The sequence below is a fragment of the Caballeronia sp. GAWG2-1 genome (assembly GCF_023631405.1).
Lineage (GTDB): Bacteria > Pseudomonadota > Gammaproteobacteria > Burkholderiales > Burkholderiaceae > Caballeronia.
Map to the genome: position 1 here is coordinate 160,450 of NZ_JALQDD010000006.1, position 21,376 is coordinate 181,825.

Here is a 21,376-nt window from a genome sequence, read left to right on the forward strand (position 1 = left end):
AATGAGCATCTATCAAGCTGAAGACCTGGGCGTGTTGCGCTTCATCACGGCGGGCAGTGTCGACGACGGCAAGAGCACGCTGATCGGCCGCTTGCTGTACGACAGCAAAGCCGTGCTGTCGGACCAGTTGTCCGCCATCTCGCGCGCCAAGAACAAGCGCACCGTGGGCGATGAGATCGACTTGTCGTTGCTGACCGACGGCCTCGAAGCCGAGCGCGAGCAGGGCATTACCATCGACGTCGCGTATCGTTATTTCGCGACCGCGAAGCGCAAGTTCATCATCGCGGATACGCCGGGTCACGAGCAGTACACGCGCAACATGGTGACGGGCGCATCGACGGCGCATGCGGCGATCATTCTCGTCGACGCGACGCGCGTCACCTTCGACAACGGCGACGCTCAACTCCTGCCGCAGACCAAGCGCCATAGCGCGATCGTCAAGTTGCTCGACTTGCAGCACGTGATTGTCGCGATCAACAAGATGGATCTGGTCGAGTACAGCGAAGCGCGCTTCAACGAAATTCGCGATGCGTACGTCGTGCTCGCGCGTCAGCTTGGAATCGCGAATGTGCGCTTCGTGCCGGTGTCGGCGTTGAAGGGCGACAACATCGTGTCCGCGAGCGAGCGCATGCCGTGGTATGCGGGCGAGCCGCTGCTCGACTTGCTCGAATCACTGCCGGTCGCGCAGCCCGTCGATCAGGCGCTGCGTTTCCCGGTGCAATGGGTCGCGCGTCAGGACGGCTCTCAAGCCGACGATTTCCGCGGCTACATGGGCCGCGTCGAAGCGGGCGAAGTGCGTCTTGGTGACGCCATCACCGTGCTGCCGGCGAATCGCCAGGCGACGGTCGCCGAGATCATCGCGCCGGTGCCGGGCGGCGTTGCGCCGGTGGATCGCGCGTTTGCCGGCCAGACGGTGACCATTCGTCTCGCCGAGGATGTCGATGTCTCGCGTGGCGATACCTTCGTGCCGCGCGCGGAGAGCGAAGCGCAGACGGTCGAACCCGCGAAGAAGCTCGAAGCGGATCTGTGCTGGTTCGACGAAGAGCCGCTTTCGCAGCAGCGCAAGTATTTGTTGAAGCAGACGACAAACACCGTGTTCGCGCGGATCGGCGCGGTGAAGGAAGTGCTGGATGTGCATACGCTGTCGCATTCGGTCGATCGCAATACACTCGCCATGAACGATATCGGCCGCGTCGCGTTGACCTTGCAGAAGCCGCTCGTCGCGGACTTGTACGAGACGCATCAGGGCACGGGCGCGTTCGTCTTGATCGACGAGGCGACGCATCACACGGTCGCAGCCGGTATGATTCGCGCAATCTCAGCCTGAGTGCATGCAAATGGGTAAGGTCTATCTGATCGGAGCAGGGCCGGGCGCGGCGGATCTCATCACCGTGCGCGGCATGCGTTTGCTCGAACAGGCCGACGTGGTGCTGCACGACGCGCTCGTCGAACCTGCGATGCTAGACTACGCGCCGAACGCACGCAAGATCGCGGTCGGCAAGCGTTGTGGGCAGCGTTCGACGGCGCAGCATTTCATCAGCAAGCAGATCGTCGATGCCGCTTTGGAACACGGTCTCGTCGTGCGTCTAAAGGGCGGCGATCCGATGCTTTTCGGCCGCGCGGATGAAGAGATGCGCGCGTTGGAGGCGGCGGGTATCGACTATGAAGTGGTGCCGGGAATCACGGCGGCGCTCGCCAGCGCGGCGACGCTCAAGCGCTCGCTGACCTTGCGAGGCGTGGCGCGCAGTGTCGCGCTGGCGACGCATAGCCGCGCCGCCGACAGCGACGATATCCGCGAGCAGGCGCAGGCGGATTCGCTCGTGTTCTACATGGGCCGAGACAGCGCGCCGGACATTGCCCAACAGTTGATCGATGCGGGACGGCCGGGTTCGACGCCGGTGGCGATCGTCGAGGCGTGCAGCACGCCGCGCGAGCGCACGCTTACGCTGACGCTGGCGCGCATGGCGCTAGGCGAGGCGCAGGAATGGCTCGATGCATCGCAGCCGAGTTTGCTGATGATAGGCGAGGCGTTTCGGGATCGCGACGCGGTGGTGAAGCCGAAGGTGCATCTGAAGGGGATGCAGGCGGCGGCTTGAGTTGATACGTCGGTAACGCGTTCGGTTGCGCCACTCGTTTAATGCTTTGCTTGACTCGGCTAGATGACGGGCAGACACAACGACTCAAACCTGCCGCAAACAATACTCCGCGACCGCATCCAGCACCGCATCATCCTCGCCGACCGCCGTCGCGCAATGAATCGCGACAGAGGGATGCGCCGCGCGACACGTCTCGATTACCGCCGGCAAGTCACGCCTCACATGACCGCCTTGCCCGAAGAACACGGGCACCACGGTAACGGCATCGCAACCTTCTTTAGCCAATTGCGTCACCGCCGAAGGCAGATCCGGCGTCATCAACTCCAGAAACGCAAGCGCAACCGGCTCGTCGCGTCCGGCACGCAGGCGTGTTGCAAGCCGTTCGAACGGCTCCGCCCAGCGTGGATCGCGTGCGCCGTGTCCGAACAGTACGATGCCGTGCTTGCCCATCATCTTCTCCCGAAGAAACTCAGTGCCGCTCGACCCACTTGAGTCCCAGCAAGCCAATCGCGAGATAGGCGAGGGCAGGCGCGGCCGCAGTAATCGGAGCCGGCCACGTATTCAAGGTCCCGATGTGCGAGAAGAGCGTATTGAATAGCTGAAAACTCATCCCGATCATGATGCCGCCGAACACCTTCACGCCGACCACGCCAGCCCGCGTGTGCAAATATGCGAACGGCAGCGACAGCACCAGCATGACGAACACCGCGAACGGATAAAGAATCTTGCGCCAAAACGCAATCTCGTAACGCTGCGTGTCCTGATGATTTTCCGTCAAGTGCTGGATATAGCGAAACAGGTTGAACATCGACATGCGATCCGGTGACACCAGCAGCACCGACAGAATCTGCGGCGTAAGCTCGGAACGCAGCGAGTACTCCGGCAGCGTGGTTTGCTTCGCGTTGTAGATAGGGTTGAGCGCGTCGTTGGGATTGATGGCCGCGAGCGGCGCATCGACCAGTTGAGTGTCCGTTACGCCCGTCAGCTTCCAGTGGCCCGGCGGCTCGAAGACGCCACTCTGCGCTATACGCACATTGGTGAGACGGAACTTCGAATCGAATTCATAGATACGCACGTTGGCGATCGTCGTATCCGGGTTCAACGTGCCCACGTTGACAAAGCGCGTGACTTGCTCGCCGTTCTCCTTCGCGGTCAGCGTGTCCTTTACCCACACGCCCGACTGGAAATTCGACGAGACCGACGACCCCAGCGCCTCCAGACGCACGCGCTCCGACAACTGATCCGCGTAAGGCCCAACCACTTCGCCGATGATATACGTCACCAGCACGAGCGGAATCCCGATCTTCAAGAGCGAACGCAATGCCGTGCCCGTCGAGAGTCCCGACACGCGGAAGATGGTGAATTCGGACGCCGCCGCCATCTGCGCGAAGACATAAATGGCCGAGATGAGCGCAGCAACCGGAATGATTTCGTAGAAGCGCGAAGGCGTCTGCAAGGCCACGCGCAATATCGCGAGCGTGAACTTGTAGTTGCCATGCCCCACGGTGTTCAGTTCGTTGATCAGGTCGAAGAAAAAGAACAGGCCCGAGAAAGCGAACAAAATGAAGATGAACGCCAGATAGATCTGGCGCGCGAAGTATCGTTCGTAGATGCGCATTGCGTCAGGCTCCCTTCGAACGCGTGAACGTCGAGAGCGTGAAAAGTGGCCGGTTGCGCACGCGCAGCCAGAAGATGAACGCCACGAGCGCCGCCACCAGCAAATGCAGGCCCACGAGTCCCACGCCGAACGACATTTTTCCCTGCTCGATCCACGACTGGACCACGTTCAGCAAATTCGAATAGGTCAGATAGATGAGCACGGCCATCACGAGATTGATGGTCCGGCTGCGGCGCGGGTTCTGATAAGACAGCGGAATGGCGAGCAGCATCAGGTTGATGGCGATGAGCGGCAGACCCAGGCGCCACGCGAATTCCGCGAGGTTGTCCTTGCTCGGATTGGCAAGCAGGTCGGGCGTGGAGATGCCGGTGGTGGTCGGCGTGTTGACGACCTGATGACTCATTATCTTCACACCGTAGCGCTCGAACTCCGTGATGCGGAAATTCGGCTGGCCGGGCTCGCCATCGTAACGACGTCCGTTTTCCAGCACGATGAAGCGGTCGCCGTCGGGGCGCGTCTCCGTGTGTCCGTTCTTCGAGACGATGACGTTGACCTTGCCGCCTTCGGTGCTCGTGACGAACACGTTCTCCACTTGCGACTGATCGGGCGACATCTTCTCGATGAAGAACACGCGATGACTCGAAGGCGATTCGCGGAACTGGCCCGGCGCGAGCAGCGATACTTCATCGCGTTGCTGGAAGCGCGCCTTGATGAGTTTGCTCTGCTGATTCGACCACGGCCAGCCGACGAACGCGAAGAAGACGATAAGGATGATGATCGGCGTGGAAAACACCGCGATGGGCTTGATGAGCTGCGTCTGGCTCACGCCCGAGGCAAGCCATACGACCATCTCCGAGTCGCGATACCAACGCGTCAGCACGAAGAGGATGGAAACGAACAGCGTCACGATCAGCATGACCGCGAGATAGCCGATCACGGTGAGCCCGATCAGCACGACGACATCGCGCGGGTCGACCTGGCCCGATGCCGCGAAGCCGACGATACGGATCATCATCGTCGTGAGCATGATCGTGAGCAGCACCATGAATACGGCGCCGGCCGTATACGCGAGTTCGCGCTGCAGGGAGCGTTCGAAGATCATTGAATTTAGCTGAATTTAGCTGAAGGCCGGCGGCGATGCGGCGTAACGAACATGCCCTGCAACAACAAGAAGTAGATGCAGTAGCAATGCAATCGTTCCCCGAGTCAGTCGGGCTTTGCCTGTGACCGCCGCGGAAAAAATAGCGGATAATTGCGGCTTTCATCCTTCAGCCCAGATTTTATCCGAGGATAAGCGCGATGGACTTTAGCATAAAAGCCTGTGATTGGAGCAAAGGCGAGGCAAATGGTTTCCTCACCGGGAAGTCAGATGTGATCGTGCTCGGCATCTTCGAAGCACAGACGTTGACAGGCGCCGCACGCGACATGGATGTCGCCACCAAAGGGCTCGTTTCGCGCGTCGTGAAGGCCGGCGACATGAACGGCCGCGCAGGCAGCACGCTCCTCATTCCCGAAGTCACCGGCATTGGCGCATCGCGCATCTTGCTCGTCGGACTCGGCAAGCAGGACGCCTTCAATCAGAAAGCATATGGCGAGGCAGTACGTGCCGCGTGGCGCGTGATCCTCGGCGCCAAGATCGTCCAGGCTACGTTTACGCTCGCGCAGTTGCCCATTCAGGAACGCAGCGGCGACTGGGGCGTGCGCGCCGCCATCCTCGCATTGCGCGAACTGACCTACAAGTTCACGCAGATGAAGAGCAAGCCCGACAACAGCGCGCGTTCGCTCAAGAAGATCGTCTTCAGTGTCGATCCCGCCGATGAAAAAGCCGCGAAGGCCGCAGCCAGGCAAGGCGTGGCGATCGCCAACGGCATGGACCTCACGCGCGATCTCGGCAACCTGCCACCGAATGTCTGCACGCCGACTTATCTCGGCCAGACCGCGAAGAAGCTCGGCCGCGACTGGAAGCTGAAAGTCGAAGTGCTCGGCCAGAAGCAAATCGAAGCGCTCAACATGGGCTCGTTCCTGTCGGTGGCGAAGGGTTCGGTGGAACCGCCGCAATTCATCGTCATCCATTATCAGGGCGCAGGCGGGACCGAGTCTGGCAAGGCGAAGGGCAAGAACGCGCCGGTCGTGCTGGTCGGCAAGGGCGTCACGTTCGATACGGGCGGCATTTCCATCAAGCCCGGCGATTCCATGGACGAGATGAAGTACGACATGTGCGGCGCGGGCTCGGTATTCGGCACGCTGCGCGCGGTCGCCGAGATGGGGCTCAAGCTGAACGTCGTCGGCGTCATCCCGACCTGCGAGAACATGCCCGCGGGCAACGCGCTCAAGCCGGGCGATATCGTCACCGCGATGAACGGCACGACCATCGAAGTGCTCAACACCGACGCCGAAGGCCGTCTCATTCTGTGCGACGCGCTGACCTACGCGGAGCGCTTCAAGCCCGCCGCCGTCGTCGACATCGCGACACTTACCGGCGCTTGCGTCATCGCGCTCGGCCATCACAACACGGGCCTGTTCTCGAAGGACGACGCGCTCGCCGGCGAATTGCTCGATGCCTCGCGCGAAGCCGTCGATCCGGCGTGGCGTCTGCCGCTCGACGACGAGTATCAGGATCAGCTCAAGTCGAATTTCGCGGATGTCGCGAATATCGGCGGGCGTCCGGGCGGCAGCATCACGGCGGCGTGCTTCCTGTCGCGTTTCGCGCAGAGCTATCCGTGGGCGCATCTGGATATCGCCGGGACCGCGTGGAAGAGCGGCGCGGCGAAGGGCGCCACGGGCCGTCCCGTGCCGCTGCTCTCGCAGTTCCTGATCGATCGCGCGGGCCAGTGAGCGTAAGGCCGTGACGCGCATCGACTTTCATACCAACGTGGGCGATTCGCTCGCCTACGCCTGCCGCCTCGCGCGCAAGGCGTATGCGAGCGGGCGCGCGCTCGTCGTCCTTGCCGAGCCGCGCCGTCTCGCCGAATTCGACGAGCAGTTGTGGACCTTTGCGCCGCTCGAATTCGTGCCGCACTGCATGGCGAAAAGCCCGCTTGCGGCCGAGACGCCGGTCGTGCTCACGTCGAATCTGGATGACGCGCCGCATCATCAGGTGCTCGTCAATCTCGGCGCGCCAGTGTCCGCGCAATTCGCGCGCTTCGAGCGGCTCGTGGAGATCGTCGGCAACGAGGACGACGAACTCGCGTCCGGGCGCGAGCGCTTCCGGTTCTATCGGGATCGCGGTTACGCCATCGAAACGCACAAGCAAGGCGGTTGAGCGAACATAGCGCGCCGTCGCGGGGCATTACGATTGGCGCACAACACAGGCTCATCACGCGACGGACGGAGACACCATGACCAAAACACCTGAATCCTTCGATACGTCCATCCCCGTTCTCACCGATGTCGTCGTGCCCGGCAAGCCGGAATATGCGCGCGCGGCATCGGCGGAAGCGGCATTCGAATACGATGCCGCGCTGGTCGCCGAACGCCTGCGCGCGCGCGTCACGCAGTATCTGGACACCGATGCCCGCGCGCTGATCGCGGCGCGCTGCGAGGAAGTGCTGCGCGAACATACGCAGACGCTCGTCGAGGACATCACGCGCGAAGTGGCGGTGGCGCTGGATGGACGCTTGCGCGAGTGGGTCGGAGCGGCGGTGGAAGAGGAGTTGCGGCGGCAGCGGGAAGAGTGAGCGGGGCTTGCCAACGGCTCCGAACGAAAAAAGCCGCTACGAAGAACATTCGTAGCGGCTTTTTAACGCCGGGCGCTCGCCTCTCCTGGGTGGACCCACTTCAGCCCGTTACCGCCCCGCGATTGGCCGGCAACGCCAACGCCGCATACTTTGCCAGCACGCCGCGCGTGTAACGCGGCGCCGGCTTCGTCCACAGCGCGCGGCGGCGCGCGATCTCCGCGTCATCCACGTTCAATTGCAGCAGCAGCTTGTGCGCATCGATGGTGATCGAATCGCCTTCCTGCACGAGCCCGATGGTCCCGCCCGCGAACGCTTCTGGCGCGACGTGGCCCACGACCATGCCCCACGTGCCACCAGAAAACCGCCCGTCGGTGATGAGGCCGACGGTTTCGCCCAACCCCTTGCCGATGATCGCCGACGTCGGCGCGAGCATTTCCGGCATGCCGGGGCCGCCTTGCGGGCCGAGATAGCGCAGCACGACGACATCGCCGGGTTTGATCTTGTCGGCGAGAATCGCGTCCATCGCGCTTTGCTCGTCTTCGAACACGCGCGCCGGCCCCGTGATGACCGGGTTCTTCAAGCCCGTGATCTTCGCCACCGCGCCGTCTTCCGCGAGATTGCCGCGCAGGATCGCAAGGTGGCCTTCCTTGTACAACGCCTGCTCGATCGGAAAAATCACCTTCTGATCCGCGCGCGGCTTGCTCGGCACGTCCTTCAGTTCCTCGGCGAGCGTGCGGCCCGTGATCGTGATGCAGTCGCCGTGCAGCATGCCCGCATCGAGCAGGATCTTCATCACCTGCGGAATGCCGCCCGCCTTGTGCAAGTCGGTTGCGACATATTGGCCCGACGGCTTCAGGTCGCAGATCACCGGCACTTTTTTGCGCATGCGCTCGAAGTCGTCGATGCTCCATTCGACTTCCGCCGCATGCGCGATGGCCAGATAGTGCAGTACGGCATTGGTGGAACCGCCCGTCGCCATGATGAGCGCCACGGCGTTTTCAATCGACTTCTTGTTGATGATGTCGCGCGGCTTCAGATCTTTCTTCACGGCCTCGACGAGCACGCGCGCCGATTCGCCGGCGGAATCGACCTTCTCCTGATCCGGGTTCGCCATCGTCGAGGAATAGAGCAGCGACATGCCGAGCGCCTCGAACGAGGAGCTCATGGTGTTGGCCGTGTACATGCCGCCGCACGAACCGGTGGACGGACACGCGTTCTTCTCGACACCCTTGAAATCTTCCTCCGACATGCGCCCGGCCGTGAACTCGCCGACCGCCTCGAACGACGACACGATGGTCAGGTCCTTGCCCTTCCAGTTGCCCGGCCGAATGGTGCCGCCGTACACATAGATGCCCGGCACGTTCATGCGCGCGAGGCCGATCATGCCGCCCGGCATATTCTTGTCGCAGCCGCCGATCACGACCACGCCGTCCATCCACTGTCCCTGCACGGCCGTTTCGATACAGTCGGCGATGACTTCGCGCGAGACGAGCGAGTACTTCATGCCTTCGGTGCCCATCGACATGCCGTCCGAAATGGTCGGCGTCCCGAAGATTTGCGGATTCGCGTCGGACTTGCGAATGGATTCGACGGCGGCATCGGCGAGACGCTGCAAACCCGCGTTGCACGGCGTGATGGTGGAGTGACCGTTGGCGATACCGATCATCGGCTTGTCGAAGTCTTCCTCCTTGTAACCGAGGGCGTAGTACATCGAGCGGTTGGGCGAACGTGCGACGCCCTGCGTGATGTGTTTCGAGCGGCGATTGAAGGGCATGGCTGCCTCCTGAGGGGATCGTGGTTCTTGGTGTGGTGCAGGAAGAATGCAGTGTCGTCGATGTATCTGTCCAATATATTATTCAGGGTCTATTGAGTCGCAAAACATATCGATGCCAGTCGAACTCCGCCTGCTGCGCTACTTCGTGACCGTCGCCGAGGAGATGCACTTCGGCCGCGCCGCCGCGCGCCTCGCCATGACGCAGCCGCCGCTCTCGCAGGCCATCCGTGCGCTGGAAGACGCGCTCGGCGTCGTGCTGTTCGAACGCACGCGGCGCACGGTCGAACTGACGCCGGTTGGCCGCGATCTGTTGCCCGAGGTGCGCCGCCTGCTTGCCGCCGCCGACGCCTTGCGTCCGCTCGCGCAGTCGCTTTCGCGCGGCGAGGCGGGCGTGCTCTCGCTCGCGTTCGTCTCCACGGCGGATTACGGCCTTTTGCCAGCGTTACTGCGCGAATTCAATGCGCGTTATCCGGGCGTGCGTCTGCAACTCACGGAAGCCACCAGCGATGTTCAGATAGACGAACTCGTGGCCGGCCGTATCGATGCCGGTCTCGTGATTCCGCCGCTGCCGCCGCGTCACGCCATGACGCTTTCGTATCTGCCGATTGCGCGCGAGCCGCTCGTCATCGCCATGTCGACGGATGCCGCGCAGGAACTCGGGCAGGGCGCCGCCGAATGGACCGAGACGCCCGTCGATCTGCACGACTTGGCCAGCGCGCCGCTCGTCGTCTTTCCAAGGCGTCTCGCGCCGGGTTTGTATGACATCATTATGGGCTGCTACGGCGCGGCCGGTTTGACGCCGCGCATCGGACAAGAGGCGATACAGATGCAGACCATCGTGAGCCTCGTGTCCGCCGGCATGGGCGTCGCGCTCGTGCCGCAGTCGGTGCGGCATCTGCGGCGCACGGGCGTGGTGTATCGCCCGTTGCGGGAACCGGGGCCCGTGGTCGAAACCGGGCTCGTGTGGCGCGCGGCCGAAGTGAGTCCGGTGTTGAGCCGGCTCATCGAGATCGTGCGCGCGCAGGCTGCTGCCGTCGTTGCCGTATGATTCGCCTTTGAAGTTCGCCTGGCTCTTCCATTACACGATGCTCATACATCCCAATTTCGATCCCGTCGCGATCCATCTCGGACCGCTCGCCGTGCGCTGGTACGGCCTCATGTATCTCGTTGCGTTCATTTCGGCCATTGCCATCGGCAGATTGCGTCTGCGCTTGCCGCATGTCGCCGCGCAAGGCTGGACCGTCAAGGACATCGACGACATGCTGTTTTACGGCGTGCTCGGGACGATTCTCGGCGGCCGCATTGGCTATGTGGTGTTCTACAAGGCGAGTTATTACTTCGCGCATCCGCTCGATATCTTCAAGGTGTGGGAAGGCGGCATGTCGTTTCACGGCGGCTTTCTCGGCGTGACGCTCGCGATGGTCCTGTTCGCGTTTCAGCGCAAGCGCACGTGGCTGCAAGTGACGGATTTTGTCGCGCCGATGGTGCCGCTCGGACTGGCGGCGGGGCGTCTCGGCAACTTCATCAACGGTGAGTTGTGGGGCCGCGTGACCGACCCGGCCGCGCCCTGGGCCATGCTCTTCCAGAATTCCACCAACGACGACGCCATCTGGCTCGCGAAGCATCCGCAGCTCGATGCGCAATACAATCTCTCGGAGATTTTCTCGCGCTATCACATGCTGCCGCGCCATCCGTCGCAGTTGTATGAAATCGCGCTGGAAGGGCTCGTGCTGTTTGCGGTGATCTACCTCTTCGCGCGCAAACCGCGGCCGGTGGGCGCAGTGTCGGCGTTGTTTCTGATCGGTTATGGGCTTGCGCGCTTCACGGTGGAATTCGCGCGCGAGCCGGATGATTATCTCGGACTCCTCGCGCTCGGCTTTTCGATGGGCCAATGGCTCTCGCTGCCAATGATCGTCGCGGGCATCGTCATGATGGTGTGGGCGTACAAACGTCAGAAACGCGTGTCCGGCAACGCGGCGTAAATCACGCCGCGTTCTCCGGCACAGCAGTTATCGCCCCATTTGCACCGAACCCGACACGTCGACGGTCACCGTCGTCGTGCCGGCTTCGAGCGCCATCGGCGCGCCGACCTTCGCGTCCGCGCCAAGCGAGCGGGCCTGCATCATCATCACCGGGCGCGGACCCGCGCCGCTGTGGCCCACGTTCACTTCGCGGATCGTGAAGTTGGCGTAGCCGAACGCCTGGCTCGTGGCCTGCGCTTCCTTGCGGAACGACTCGATGGCCTGCGTCGAGAGCTTCTGCTCGGCGGCGCGCTGCGCTTCGGGCGACAGCGAGAACGCGACGCTGCCGACTTGCATGGCGTTACTCATCTTGCCCGCGAGCTTGGACGCCGCCGCGAAGTCGTGCGATTCCAGCACGACCTCAGTGCGGCCGCGCCACGCGGAGATCTTACCGTCGCGATCCGTGCTCGGATAAACCGTGAACGAGCCGCTTTTCGCGGTCACGTTGTCGACGCCTTTTGCTTCGCGCAATGCGGCTTCGGCGCGCTGATTGAGCGTGGTGGTGAGCGACGATGGATCGGCCGCTTCCTGCTCGTAGAACAGCGTGATGTTGACGACATCTTGCGGCACTTGCGCGCTGGCTTGCGCGGATAGCGAGAGCACGCCGGATGGCTGCGGATTGGTGATTACCGTCTGAGCGGCGGCCGAAAGCGGAAGCGTGAGCGCGGCGCTCGACATCGCGACGAAGGCGAGGGCGGCGGCGGTTTTCTTGTCGATCATCTAAGGACTCCGAGTGCAAGAGCATCGCGTGATTCGCGACCGCACTTAGGCGCTTCGTTCGTTCCCTTAGTTCCCTTGAACGATTCGCGCGCCCTAGACCAGACGCTCGGTTATGAAGCGCCACTGCGCCTCGGTCACGGGCGTGATCGACAGCCGATTACCGCGCGCGAGCACTTGCATGTCGGCGAGTTCTGCGTGTTCGCGCAATGTCGCGAGCGGAATCAACGGCGTCTTCTTGACGAAACGCACATCGACGAGCATCCAGCGCGGCGTCTCCTGCGTGGACTTGGCGTCGAAGTACGGGCTTTTGGCGTCGAACTGAGTGGGATCGGGGTAGGCCGTAGAACAGACTTTGGCGATGCCCGCAATGCCCGGCTCCGGGCAACTCGAATGATAGAAGAGCACGCCGTCGCCGACTTGCATCTGGTCGCGCATGAAGTTGCGCGCCTGATAGTTGCGCACGCCCGTCCACGGGAGGGTTTTCTTCGGCGCGTGCGCGAGATGATCGATGCTCGCTTCGTCCGGTTCGGACTTCATCAGCCAGTAGCGCATGATGGATTCGGCAACGGGGTTTTAAAACGGGCTCAACAAAAGCAAACGGCATCGGTATGAACCGATGCCGCTGGAGTAGGGTCCCCACCTCGGCCGCTAGGCCGGCATCCTGAACCTGGGTTCAAGATTGGTCGCAGTAAGCAACACTTCGGGTACATCAGACAGAGTGACGCGCGCGCCCGTGCTGCAAGTTTCCACAACCGTGCCAATGTAGCATTGGTTCAAGGAATATATGACCTTGGCGAACCAGGCAGGGAGTAGTCACTCTACACCAATCGAATGTCTAATGCAGCCTCTCGACACCAATTGCGCAGTTTCTTTTTTCGATTGACATCGCGCGACCGATTAGCGTTCGCCAAGGAGCGGCGTCGCGGCACTTCGGTCACTGCACTTCATACTGCGCGATGACAGCACCAAGCTGTTCGTTCATGGAGTGCATCGTGCGGCGAATTTCCTCGGCGGGGAAGGCCTCGCCATGACGCACGCTTTCTTGCAGCCTCAGCAATTCGGAAGCGAGTGAAAGCGCGGCCATCACCGCGATGCGGTCTTGCCCGCGCACGTTGCTTGCATTGCGCACCTTGTTCATCTCGGCGTCGACGCGTGCCACCGCTTCACGCAGCGCACCTTCGGTTTCCGGCGAACAGGCGAGGCGATATTGCTGGCCGAGAATGGATACTTCGATCTGCGTGGTCGTCATGCCTTCTCTCCGTGATGATGCTCACTGTGCTCTCCCGCGTGCGCATGCTCGTGCGCGGCTTGCACATCGTGAGAACGGGCATCGAGGAGATCGAGCTGATTTTCCGTCTCGGCATGATTCGCGGACTTGCCGCGCGGCAACTTTTCGAGAATCGCGTTCAGGCGGACCTGCGCGTCGTCGATCTTGGCCGAGAGGGAATCGCGTTCGGCTTGCAGCGTGTCGCGCTCTTCGCGCATTTGCACAAGCTCTGCCTGCACGTTCGCGTAGTCGCTACGCAGTTGTTCGATTTGTGCTTCAAGCGCGAGACGCGCCTGATTGTGCCGCTCGCTGATCTGGATCAGCCGGCCGATATTTCCTGACAGTGATTCGAGTTCGTTGAGCATGTGCTGCGTCCTCTAAAGACCTCGCATTCTAGCGCGGTTCAACGGAGCTTCCGATAATTGTCTCGTTTCGAGACGTAACAGCACGCGATCATGCGTGCATCGCGATGCATTCGTGTGTGGAAAGCGCGGGCGCTGCCGATGTGTTGCGACGGCGGGTTCTAGTTGGGTTCGTCGTGAGCCGTGTGTCTTGCGATGATCGGCCAGGGTCGTTTCTTGACGGTCCTGAATCGCGCTCCTACACTTGCCGCACTTTTGGTGCTCGCGTCCGCATTCTTTTGCGGGCGCAGTCAAACGGGAAACAGGAAGCGGCGCCGCCAAGGCCACGCCAACCTGTGCTGCCCCCGCAACGGTAAGCGACCGCAACGCAAGTTGCAAGTCGTCCCTTGCGCGTTTTTCGCCGCGCCGTCGTGTGAGTTTGCTTGCGAGTTTGTCTGATTCGCAAGAATCCGCCGCTCGACGCAGGCCAGGCGAAGAACGTGTCGATGCCACTGCGCTTCATGCGTGGGAAGGCGGGACGGTGTGTCGCCAGCCCGGATACCGGCCAACTGTTCAGCGCGTTCGTCTGTTCGCATTCGAGCGCGCTCGTCGCGCATTGGCCTTGCGGGGAGCGAGGTCGCGCCAGCCTACGCATGGGAACATTTCACGCATGGTATCGCCACTTGCCCGACACGCGGGCAGACGCAAAACGATCGAACGCGCCGCGCTCGTCGCCCTCAACACATGGTTGCTCGCTCATGAAGCGCTCGCGGACGAAGCCTCGCAACCGCCGCTCGCGCCCGTCGTCGTGACCGCGACGCGCACCGCGCAACCTCTCGCCGATACGATCGCGCAGACTTCGCTCTTCGACGCCCAGGATATCGCCGATAGCAATGCCTACGACGCGCTCGGCGTCATCGGTCTTGCGCCCGGCGTGCAGGTGACGCGCAACGGCGGCCCGGGAGCGAATGCAAGCGCGTTCATACGCGGCGCGTCCTCGACGCAATCGCTCGTTTTGATCGACGGCGTGCGTGTGGAATCCGCATCGCTCGGTTCGGCGCAGCTTGCGCAGATCATGCCGGATCAGATCGACCGCATCGAAGTCGTGAACGGCAACGTGTCGGCGCTGTACGGCTCGGGCGCGATCGGCGGCGTCGTGCAGATCTTCACGAAAGACGGCGAGGCGCATCCGCCGCGCTTCTACTTCGAGACGGAATACGGCAGCTATCACACGCAGCGGCAAGCTGCGGGCGTTTCCGGCGCGCTCGATAGCGAAGGCCGCACGACCTTCAGCTTCAACGTATCGCGCGAGAAGACCGATGGTTTCTCGTCGATCGATCCCGCGCTCGCGCCCAACGCCAATCCGAACGCGAACGGTTATCTGAACGAAAGCGTCGCGGCCACGCTGCGCCACAAGTTCGGCGACAAATGGGACGCGGGCGTGCGCTTCTATCAGTCGAACGGCATCGACAGTTTCGACGATGCCTACGGCTTGCCCGGCGATCTCAACGATTCGCACAGTCGCGTGCGGTCGACATCGGTGTTTGCGAACGGCCGTATCACGGACCAGTGGACCACGCATTTCACGGTCGCGCAGGGACAGGACCGCGCGAACATCGAGCAGAACGGCATCTATACGAGCCGCTTCAATTCCGAGGATCGCCAGTATCTGTGGCAGAACGACTTTCGCCTGACGGAGGCGCACAAGCTCCTGTTCGGTTACGAGCATCTCGACCAGACGCTCGATTCGGATCAGTTCAGCGCGCCGGATCGTCACGTGAATTCGGTGTACGCGGGCTATGTGGGACGCTTCGGTCCGAGCGAAGTGCAGGCCAATCTGCGCCACGACCAGTATTCCGATTTCGGCGGCGCGAACAGCTACTATCTGGGCTATGCGTACAACATCGACACGCACTGGCGCGCGAGCGCGAGTTACGCGGCGTCGTTCCGCGCGCCGAGCTTCGACGATCTCTACTATCCGTTCAGCGGCAATCCGTCCATTCAGCCCGAGCGCAGTCATTCGGTGGAAGCGGCGCTGCAGTACGCATCGGACCAAGTGGGCGTGCTGCGCGTGACGGCGTTTCAGACGCGCTATTCGAATCTGATCGATTACGTATCGGACGGCAGCGGCTTCTATATCGCGCAGAACGTCGGACGCGCGAAGGTGCAGGGCGTCGAGGGATCGTGGGCAGGGCATGTCGGCGCCACTGATTTACGCGCGGGCGTGACGTTCCAGAATCCCGTCGATGAAACCGGCAATCAGGACCTGACGCGCCGTGCGCGGCGTTTCGCGAGTTTCAGCGCGCATCGCTCGATAGGAAGCTGGCGCGTGGGTGGCGAGTGGATCGTGAGCGGTGCGCGCAGCGATTACGATTCGACGCTCGCGGGCTATGGCGTCGTGAATCTGTCGGCGCGCTATGACATCACGAAGTCGTGGTACGTGAGCGCGCGTGTCGACAACCTCTTCGACCGGAACTATGAACTGGCTTATTCGTACAACACGCCGAGGCGCGGCGCTTATGTCACGCTCGGCTGGCGCCCGTCGTGAGCGACACCGTTGACCTGCGCCGCGCGATGAACGCTAAACGCGCGTTAGGCATCTGGGCTGCGCTCGGGCTTGCCGCGTTGCTTGTGTTTGCGGCGTCGCTCGCGCTCGGCAGCGTCGCGTTGCCCTTGCCGCGCGCCATCGCGGCGTTGCTGCACGCGCATGCGGCCGCGCCCGATATCGCCGATGACATCGTGCTCACCTTGCGTTTGCCGCGCGCGCTCGCGGGTTTCGCTTCGGGCGCCTTGCTCGCGCTTTCCGGCGCGCTGCTGCAAGTGCTGTTGCGCAATCCGCTGGCCGAGCCGTACGTGCTCGGCGTATCCGGCGGCGCGGCGACCTTCGCGCTCACGGCGATGCTCGCGTCGCTGCCGTGGTGGGGCATCGATCTGGCGGCGTGCGCGGGCGCGTTCGCATCCATCGTGCTGGTGCTCGGACTCGCGCGACGCGACCTGTGGCACGGCGATCGCGATGCCTCTCCGCGTCTTCTGCTGACAGGCGTGGTGATAGCGGCGGGCTGGGGCGCGCTCATCACGTTGATCCTCAGCATTGCGCCGGAAAATCGCTTGCGCGGGATGATCTTCTGGCTGACGGGCGACCTGAACGGCGCAGCGACGCCGTGGCCCGCGCTGATTGCGCTCGTCGTCGCGATGATCGTCGTCGTGCCGCTCGCACCGCAACTCAACGTGCTGTTGCGTGGCGATACGGCCGCGCGTTCGCTCGGCGTGCCTGTCTCGCGCGTGCGGCTGTCGGTGTATCTCGTCGCATCGCTTGCGGCAGCGGCGGCTGTCACGACGGCGGGCACCATCGGCTTCGTTGGGCTCGTCGTGCCGCATTTATTGCGGCTCCCGTTCGGCAACGATCAGCGCATGCTCGTGCCGGCGTCGGCGCTGGCGGGCGGCCTCGCGGTGATGAGCGCCGATCTCGTCGCGCGCACGGCGATCGCGCCCGCGCAATTGCCGGTGGGTGTGGTGACCGCACTCGTCGGCGTGCCGATGTTCCTGTGGATGCTGCTGGCGAGACCGCGATGACCCTGCATATCGAACACGTCAGCTTGCGCGCGGGCGCTCGCACGCTCGTGGAAAACCTCACGCAAAGTATCGGCGCGGGCGAGATGTGGTGCATAGCCGGGCCGAACGGCGCGGGCAAGACCACGCTCATTGGCGTGCTCGCGGGTTTGACAAAGCCGGCCGAAGGCGCGATATCGCTCAATGGCCGCGCGCTCGCATCCTGGCGCGCGGCGGATCTCGCACGCGCGCGCTCGCTGATGCCGCAAAGCTCGCACGATGCCTTCAGCGCGACCGTACTCGACACCGTGCTGCTCAACCGCTTTCCGTATGTCACGGGCTGGGGCTGGGAGAGCGCCGAAGACCGCGCTGCCGCGCGTGCTGCGCTCGATGCGCTCGGTCTTCTATCGTTCGCCTCGCGCGATGTCCTGACATTGTCGGGCGGCGAACGGCAACGCGTGACGCTCGCCGCCGTGCTGTGCCAGAACACACCGCTCTTGCTGCTCGACGAACCGCTCGCGCATCTGGACCTGCATCATCAAATCGATTGTCTGCACGTACTGGCCGACGCCGCGTGCAAGTCGGGCCGCACGGTGATTTTCTCGTGTCACGATCTCAATCTCGCGCGGCGCTTTTCGACGCACGCGCTTTTGCTCGATGGCAAGGGCGGCGCGCACGCCGGTCTCGTCGCGGACGTGCTCACGCCTGAACGCGCGAGCGCCGCGTTCGGCTATCCGCTAGCCTTGATTCGCGATGGCGAGCACGAAGCGCTCGTGCCGTCCATTCCCGTTGCACGCACCTGAAGGATTGCCGATGTCAAACGCCCACGACTTGCCTACGCCCCGCGCGCCAGACCGTTCGCGCGAAGCCGAACTGCAACGCATCATCGATACGAAAACGAAGCCGCCGGGCAGCCTCGGTCGGCTCGAAACGCTCGCGCTGCAAATGGGCGTGATTCAGCGCACGACGAAGCCGCGCATCGAGCGCCCGGCGATGATCGTGTTTGCGGGCGATCACGGTATCGCGGCCGAGGGCGTGAGTCCGTATCCGCAAGAAGTGACCGCGCAGATGGTCGCGAATTTTCTGGCGGGCGGCGCGGCGATCAACGCGCTGTCGCGTTCGGTCGGCATGACGCTCGAAGTGGTCGATGCGGGCGTGGCGACACCGATTCCCATCGATAGCGGCTACGAGCGTCTGTCGCTCGGCCTCGGCACGCGCAACTTCGCGAAGGAAGCGGCGATGTCGCGCGAGACCGCGCTCGAAGGCATCGCGCGCGGCGCGGCGCGTGTGCGGCATCATGCGGCGCTCGGCACAAACGTGATCGGCTTCGGCGAGATGGGGATTGCGAACACGTCGGCGGCGGCGTGCCTGATGAGCCGTCTGTGCGGTGTGCCCATTGGCGAATGCGTCGGACGCGGCACGGGTCTCGACGATCGCGGCCTTGCGCACAAGCGCGACGTGCTTGGCCGAGCGCTCGCGTTGCATGCGGCCGAAGGCGATGCAATCGACACGCTCGCGACGTTCGGCGGCTTCGAAATCGCGATGATCGCGGGTGCGTGTCTCGCTGCGGCGGACGCGGGCATGACGATTCTCGTCGATGGCTTCATCGCGACTTCCGGCCTGCTCGTCGCGGCGAAGATCGCACCCGAGGTGCTCGACTACTGCGTGTTCGCGCATGCGTCGAACGAGGCGGGGCATCGGCGCATGCTCGCGCATCTCCATGCGGAGCCGCTGTTGGAACTCGACATGCGGCTTGGCGAAGGCACGGGCGCGGCGCTCGCGTTGCCGATCCTGCGCGCGGCCGTGGCGTTCGTCGATGAGATGACGAGCTTCGAGGCGGCGGGTGTCACGGATAAGCGAGAGTGACGGCGATGAGCATCATCCGCAAGCGCTGCGCGAGGTCGGGGCGCGTCACTGCGTTCAGGCGCGCGGGCGTCTCGACTCGCTTGCCGCAATGACCCGTCCGCTCGACGAACTGCGCTACTTCTTCACCGCGCTCGGTTACTTCACGCGCGTGCCGGTGCCGCGTTGGGTTGGCTTCGAGCGCGCTTATCTGAACGCGGCGGCGCGTTATTTTCCGCTCGTCGGCGTGATGGTCGGCGGTGTTGCCGCGCTCGTCCTGGTCGCGGCGTTGCGCGTGCTTCCGTTGGGCGTTGCCGTGTTGCTGTCGATGGCCGCCACGCTCGTGCTGACCGGCGCGTTCCACGAAGACGGTCTTGCCGATTGCGCCGATGCCTTCGGCGGCGGCTATACGCGCGATGACGTGTTGCGCATCATGCATGACTCGCGCATCGGGGCGTTCGGCGCGATTGCGCTCGTCATTGCACTGGCGCTCAAGTGGCAGACGCTTGCGAGCACGCCGCCGCTTATTGCCGCATGGTTGCTGATCGCCGCGCACGCCGCGAGCCGCGTTTTCGCCATCAGCTATCTCGTCACGCTCGACTATGTGCGCGCCGAGGGCAAGGCGAAGCCGGTCGCACAGCGCATGAGCGCGGGCTCGTTTCTGATTGCGATGATCTTCGGCGTGCCGTGGCTCTTTGTCATCGACTGGAAATTCGCCTGCCTGACGCTCGCGTTGCTCACGGTGCTGCGCTGGGCGATGGGACGGTACTTCGTGAAGCGCATCGGCGGCTACACGGGGGATTGTCTCGGCTTCGCGCAACAGGTGTTCGAACTGGCCATTTATCTCATCGGGCTCGCATGGATCTCGTACTGATCCGGCATCCAGCCGTGCGCGTCGATGCAGGCGTGTGCTACGGCCAGAGCGATGTTCCCTTGCTGCGCGATGCGAATGCATCGGCTTGCGCTCTGAAGGCGCGCATGCTGTCGCTGAACGTGCCCGCGTGTGTCGATGGCTGGCATTCGAGCGGACTCGTGCGATGTGCATCGCTGGCCTCGGCGTTGAGCGATGGCATCGCGCCTCACGTCGATGCGCGCCTCGCCGAGATGAACTTCGGCGCATGGGAAGGGCGCGCGTGGGATGCGATCGATCGCGCGCTGATCGATGCCTGGGCCGCGGATATCGAACACGCGAGGCCGCACGGCGGGGAGAGTCTCGTGCAGTTCGCCGGGCGCGTGGAGGCCTGGTTGCGTGATATCGAGCGTGCCGAACGGCCGGTGCATGTGATCGCGCATGCTGGCGTCATGCGCGTGCTGACAGCGCATATGCTCGGGATGGAGCGCGCGAGCGTGTTGCAATGGCCGATCGAATTCGGCGCGATCGTGCAGTTCAGGCGCGTGAGAGGGAAGTGGCTGCTGGTGCGGTGGAATGCCTGAGGGCAGGGCCGCTTCGGTCACTTTTCGCGACGCCCGCGCGCTTGCTCCAGATCCCTGCAAAGCTCGGCCGCGCCCAGCGCGATGCGCGGCGTAGGCCGATTGATCAGATCGCCATCGATACCGAAGAGGTTGCCGCGCGCCACCGCGGTGAGCGAACCCCATCGCTTCCATCGATCGAGTGCGGGCAACGCGCGATTCGGCGTCGTCGCGCCGGGCGTCGCGGTGACGATGGCTTCCGGGTTCGCCGCGAGCACGGCTTCGGTCGAGATGGTCGGCACGCGCGTGTCGTTCGCGGCGAAGACGTTGACGCCGCCGCACAACGCGATCACTTCGCTGAACACGTTGTCGCGGTTGAGCGTCATGAGCGGGTCGTCCCACACCTGATAAAACACGCCGACCGGCGGACGTTGCGCATAACGCGTCCGCAGACCGCCGATATCGCGCGTGAATGCAGCCGACGCCGCGCGTGCGTTCGCTTCCGTGCCGAGCAACGCGCCGAGCCGGTCGATGTTGCTCGCGATATCGTCGAGATGGCGCGGTTCGCTGAAGAAGATCGGAATGCCGAGCGCTTGCAGCCGATCCATCTGCCGCGCCGCATTGCCATGCCGCCATACGACGATCAAGTCCGGATGCAATGCGACGATGCGCTCCAGATCGAGCGCCTTGTTGTCGCCGACGCGCGGGATAGCCTGCGCTTCCTTCGGATAATCGCTATACGTCACCGCGCCGACGATACGCGACCCGCCGCCCGCCGCGAACAGCAATTCGGTGACATGCGGCGCGAGACTCACGACGCGCGTGGCGGGTGTCGCGAGCGTGATGCTGGAGCCGCTGTCGTCGGTGACGGAGATGGCGGCGAAAGAGGGCGATGCGCTCAGCGTCAACGTCGTTGCGAGAAGGACATGCGGAACGGCGTGTCGAAGCGAATGCGCGGCGAACGCGCGCAGACCTTGGTTGCTTGCGCGCCGGAACAAGCCGATTCGCGCAGCCAAGGTGCGCAAGACGAGTTCTAAGCTCACGCGCAAGCCTCCGGGAGC

The 21,376-nt window shown here is 63.4% G+C and carries 22 protein-coding genes, 1 other RNA gene and 1 riboswitch; of the genes, 13 read left to right on the forward strand and 10 right to left on the reverse strand.

The window, feature by feature from the left end; genetic code table 11:
* The first annotated feature begins 1 nt into the window (after window position 1).
* Window positions 2-1,327 (forward strand): sulfate adenylyltransferase subunit 1, encoded by a 1,326-nt coding sequence (locus NCR98_RS03135; protein ID WP_250463512.1) that lies wholly within the window; start codon window positions 2-4, stop codon window positions 1,325-1,327.
* 10 nt (window positions 1,328-1,337) lie between these two features.
* Window positions 1,338-2,096 (forward strand): uroporphyrinogen-III C-methyltransferase, encoded by a 759-nt coding sequence (gene cobA, locus NCR98_RS03140; RefSeq protein WP_250525635.1) that lies wholly within the window; start codon window positions 1,338-1,340, stop codon window positions 2,094-2,096.
* A gap of 84 nt (window positions 2,097-2,180) precedes the next feature.
* Here cobA and NCR98_RS03145 read toward each other — a convergent pair whose 3' ends face one another.
* Genes NCR98_RS03145 through lptF form a run of 3 tightly spaced genes read right to left on the reverse strand, consistent with a single transcriptional unit; the run spans window position 2,181 to window position 4,816 of the window.
* The gene (locus NCR98_RS03145; RefSeq protein WP_250525636.1) at window positions 2,181-2,546 is read right to left on the reverse strand and encodes a sirohydrochlorin chelatase; all 366 of its coding nucleotides are present in this window, start codon (window positions 2,544-2,546) and stop codon (window positions 2,181-2,183) included.
* Between the two features lie 19 nt (window positions 2,547-2,565).
* On the reverse strand, window positions 2,566-3,714 hold the full coding sequence (gene lptG / locus NCR98_RS03150; RefSeq protein WP_244827252.1) for an LPS export ABC transporter permease LptG: 1,149 nt from the start codon (window positions 3,712-3,714) through the stop codon (window positions 2,566-2,568).
* Window positions 3,715-3,718: 4 nt separating this feature from the next.
* Complete coding sequence (lptF, locus tag NCR98_RS03155; RefSeq protein ID WP_244827253.1) at window positions 3,719-4,816, reverse strand: LPS export ABC transporter permease LptF; 1,098 nt, start codon at window positions 4,814-4,816, stop codon at window positions 3,719-3,721.
* Window positions 4,817-5,013: 197 nt separating this feature from the next.
* On the opposite strand from lptF, the gene NCR98_RS03160 reads away from it, so the two are divergent.
* From NCR98_RS03160 to NCR98_RS03170, 3 genes are all read left to right on the forward strand, one after another.
* The gene (locus tag NCR98_RS03160; protein WP_250525493.1) at window positions 5,014-6,549 is read left to right on the forward strand and encodes a leucyl aminopeptidase; all 1,536 of its coding nucleotides are present in this window, start codon (window positions 5,014-5,016) and stop codon (window positions 6,547-6,549) included.
* 10 nt (window positions 6,550-6,559) lie between these two features.
* On the forward strand, window positions 6,560-6,976 hold the full coding sequence (locus tag NCR98_RS03165; RefSeq protein ID WP_244827255.1) for a DNA polymerase III subunit chi: 417 nt from the start codon (window positions 6,560-6,562) through the stop codon (window positions 6,974-6,976).
* Window positions 6,977-7,052: 76 nt separating this feature from the next.
* Window positions 7,053-7,391: a DUF2486 family protein gene (locus NCR98_RS03170; RefSeq protein WP_244827256.1), complete on the forward strand. Its 339-nt coding sequence runs from the start codon at window positions 7,053-7,055 to the stop codon at window positions 7,389-7,391.
* Window positions 7,392-7,491: 100 nt separating this feature from the next.
* On the opposite strand, the gene ilvD is transcribed toward NCR98_RS03170, so the two are convergent.
* The gene (ilvD, locus tag NCR98_RS03175; RefSeq protein ID WP_244827257.1) at window positions 7,492-9,165 is read right to left on the reverse strand and encodes a dihydroxy-acid dehydratase; all 1,674 of its coding nucleotides are present in this window, start codon (window positions 9,163-9,165) and stop codon (window positions 7,492-7,494) included.
* Window positions 9,166-9,277: 112 nt separating this feature from the next.
* Here ilvD and NCR98_RS03180 point away from each other — a divergent pair, with 112 nt between their 5' ends.
* Entirely contained in the window at window positions 9,278-10,213 is a 936-nt protein-coding gene (locus NCR98_RS03180) for a LysR family transcriptional regulator (RefSeq protein WP_244827258.1), read from the forward strand.
* 37 nt (window positions 10,214-10,250) lie between these two features.
* On the forward strand, window positions 10,251-11,147 hold the full coding sequence (gene lgt / locus NCR98_RS03185) for a prolipoprotein diacylglyceryl transferase (protein ID WP_250525494.1): 897 nt from the start codon (window positions 10,251-10,253) through the stop codon (window positions 11,145-11,147).
* Window positions 11,148-11,174: 27 nt separating this feature from the next.
* On the opposite strand, the gene NCR98_RS03190 is transcribed toward lgt, so the two are convergent.
* The 5 genes from NCR98_RS03190 to NCR98_RS03210 all read right to left on the reverse strand — a co-directional run bounded on the left by NCR98_RS03190 (window position 11,175) and on the right by NCR98_RS03210 (window position 13,538).
* Window positions 11,175-11,906, reverse strand: a complete 732-nt coding sequence (locus NCR98_RS03190) for an SIMPL domain-containing protein (protein WP_250463523.1) — start codon at window positions 11,904-11,906, stop codon at window positions 11,175-11,177.
* Window positions 11,907-11,999: 93 nt separating this feature from the next.
* Window positions 12,000-12,458 (reverse strand): EVE domain-containing protein, encoded by a 459-nt coding sequence (locus NCR98_RS03195; RefSeq protein ID WP_250491911.1) that lies wholly within the window; start codon window positions 12,456-12,458, stop codon window positions 12,000-12,002.
* A gap of 77 nt (window positions 12,459-12,535) precedes the next feature.
* A non-coding RNA gene (gene ssrS, locus NCR98_RS03200) (6S RNA) lies at window positions 12,536-12,718 on the reverse strand.
* Window positions 12,719-12,840: 122 nt separating this feature from the next.
* Window positions 12,841-13,155: a cell division protein ZapA gene (locus tag NCR98_RS03205; protein ID WP_244827262.1), complete on the reverse strand. Its 315-nt coding sequence runs from the start codon at window positions 13,153-13,155 to the stop codon at window positions 12,841-12,843.
* Window positions 13,152-13,538: an ATPase gene (locus NCR98_RS03210; protein WP_244827263.1), complete on the reverse strand. Its 387-nt coding sequence runs from the start codon at window positions 13,536-13,538 to the stop codon at window positions 13,152-13,154. The genes NCR98_RS03205 and NCR98_RS03210 overlap by 4 nt, the downstream gene beginning before the upstream one ends.
* A gap of 236 nt (window positions 13,539-13,774) precedes the next feature.
* Window positions 13,775-14,098, forward strand: a riboswitch (cobalamin riboswitch).
* 86 nt (window positions 14,099-14,184) lie between these two features.
* On the opposite strand from NCR98_RS03210, the gene NCR98_RS03215 reads away from it, so the two are divergent.
* The 6 genes from NCR98_RS03215 to NCR98_RS03240 all read left to right on the forward strand — a co-directional run bounded on the left by NCR98_RS03215 (window position 14,185) and on the right by NCR98_RS03240 (window position 20,339).
* Window positions 14,185-16,062, forward strand: coding sequence for a TonB-dependent receptor domain-containing protein (locus NCR98_RS03215; RefSeq protein WP_250525495.1), 1,878 nt, complete (start codon window positions 14,185-14,187; stop codon window positions 16,060-16,062).
* A 26-nt stretch (window positions 16,063-16,088) separates the two neighbouring features.
* On the forward strand, window positions 16,089-17,087 hold the full coding sequence (locus NCR98_RS03220; protein WP_250525637.1) for a FecCD family ABC transporter permease: 999 nt from the start codon (window positions 16,089-16,091) through the stop codon (window positions 17,085-17,087).
* Window positions 17,084-17,866 (forward strand): ABC transporter ATP-binding protein, encoded by a 783-nt coding sequence (locus NCR98_RS03225; RefSeq protein ID WP_250525496.1) that lies wholly within the window; start codon window positions 17,084-17,086, stop codon window positions 17,864-17,866. The genes NCR98_RS03220 and NCR98_RS03225 overlap by 4 nt, the downstream gene beginning before the upstream one ends.
* 10 nt (window positions 17,867-17,876) lie before the next feature.
* Window positions 17,877-18,929, forward strand: a complete 1,053-nt coding sequence (gene cobT / locus NCR98_RS03230; RefSeq protein WP_250525497.1) for a nicotinate-nucleotide--dimethylbenzimidazole phosphoribosyltransferase — start codon at window positions 17,877-17,879, stop codon at window positions 18,927-18,929.
* 88 nt (window positions 18,930-19,017) lie between these two features.
* A complete protein-coding gene (locus NCR98_RS03235) occupies window positions 19,018-19,779 on the forward strand; it encodes an adenosylcobinamide-GDP ribazoletransferase (RefSeq protein ID WP_250525638.1) in 762 nt (253 codons plus the stop codon).
* Window positions 19,764-20,339: a histidine phosphatase family protein gene (locus NCR98_RS03240; protein WP_250463537.1), complete on the forward strand. Its 576-nt coding sequence runs from the start codon at window positions 19,764-19,766 to the stop codon at window positions 20,337-20,339. Before NCR98_RS03235 ends, NCR98_RS03240 begins: the two co-directional genes overlap by 16 nt.
* Window positions 20,340-20,356: 17 nt before the next feature.
* Here the strand turns inward: NCR98_RS03240 and NCR98_RS03245 are convergent, their stop codons facing one another.
* Window positions 20,357-21,223, reverse strand: a complete 867-nt coding sequence (locus NCR98_RS03245) for a cobalamin-binding protein (protein WP_250525639.1) — start codon at window positions 21,221-21,223, stop codon at window positions 20,357-20,359.
* Window positions 21,224-21,376: the final 153 nt, after the last annotated feature.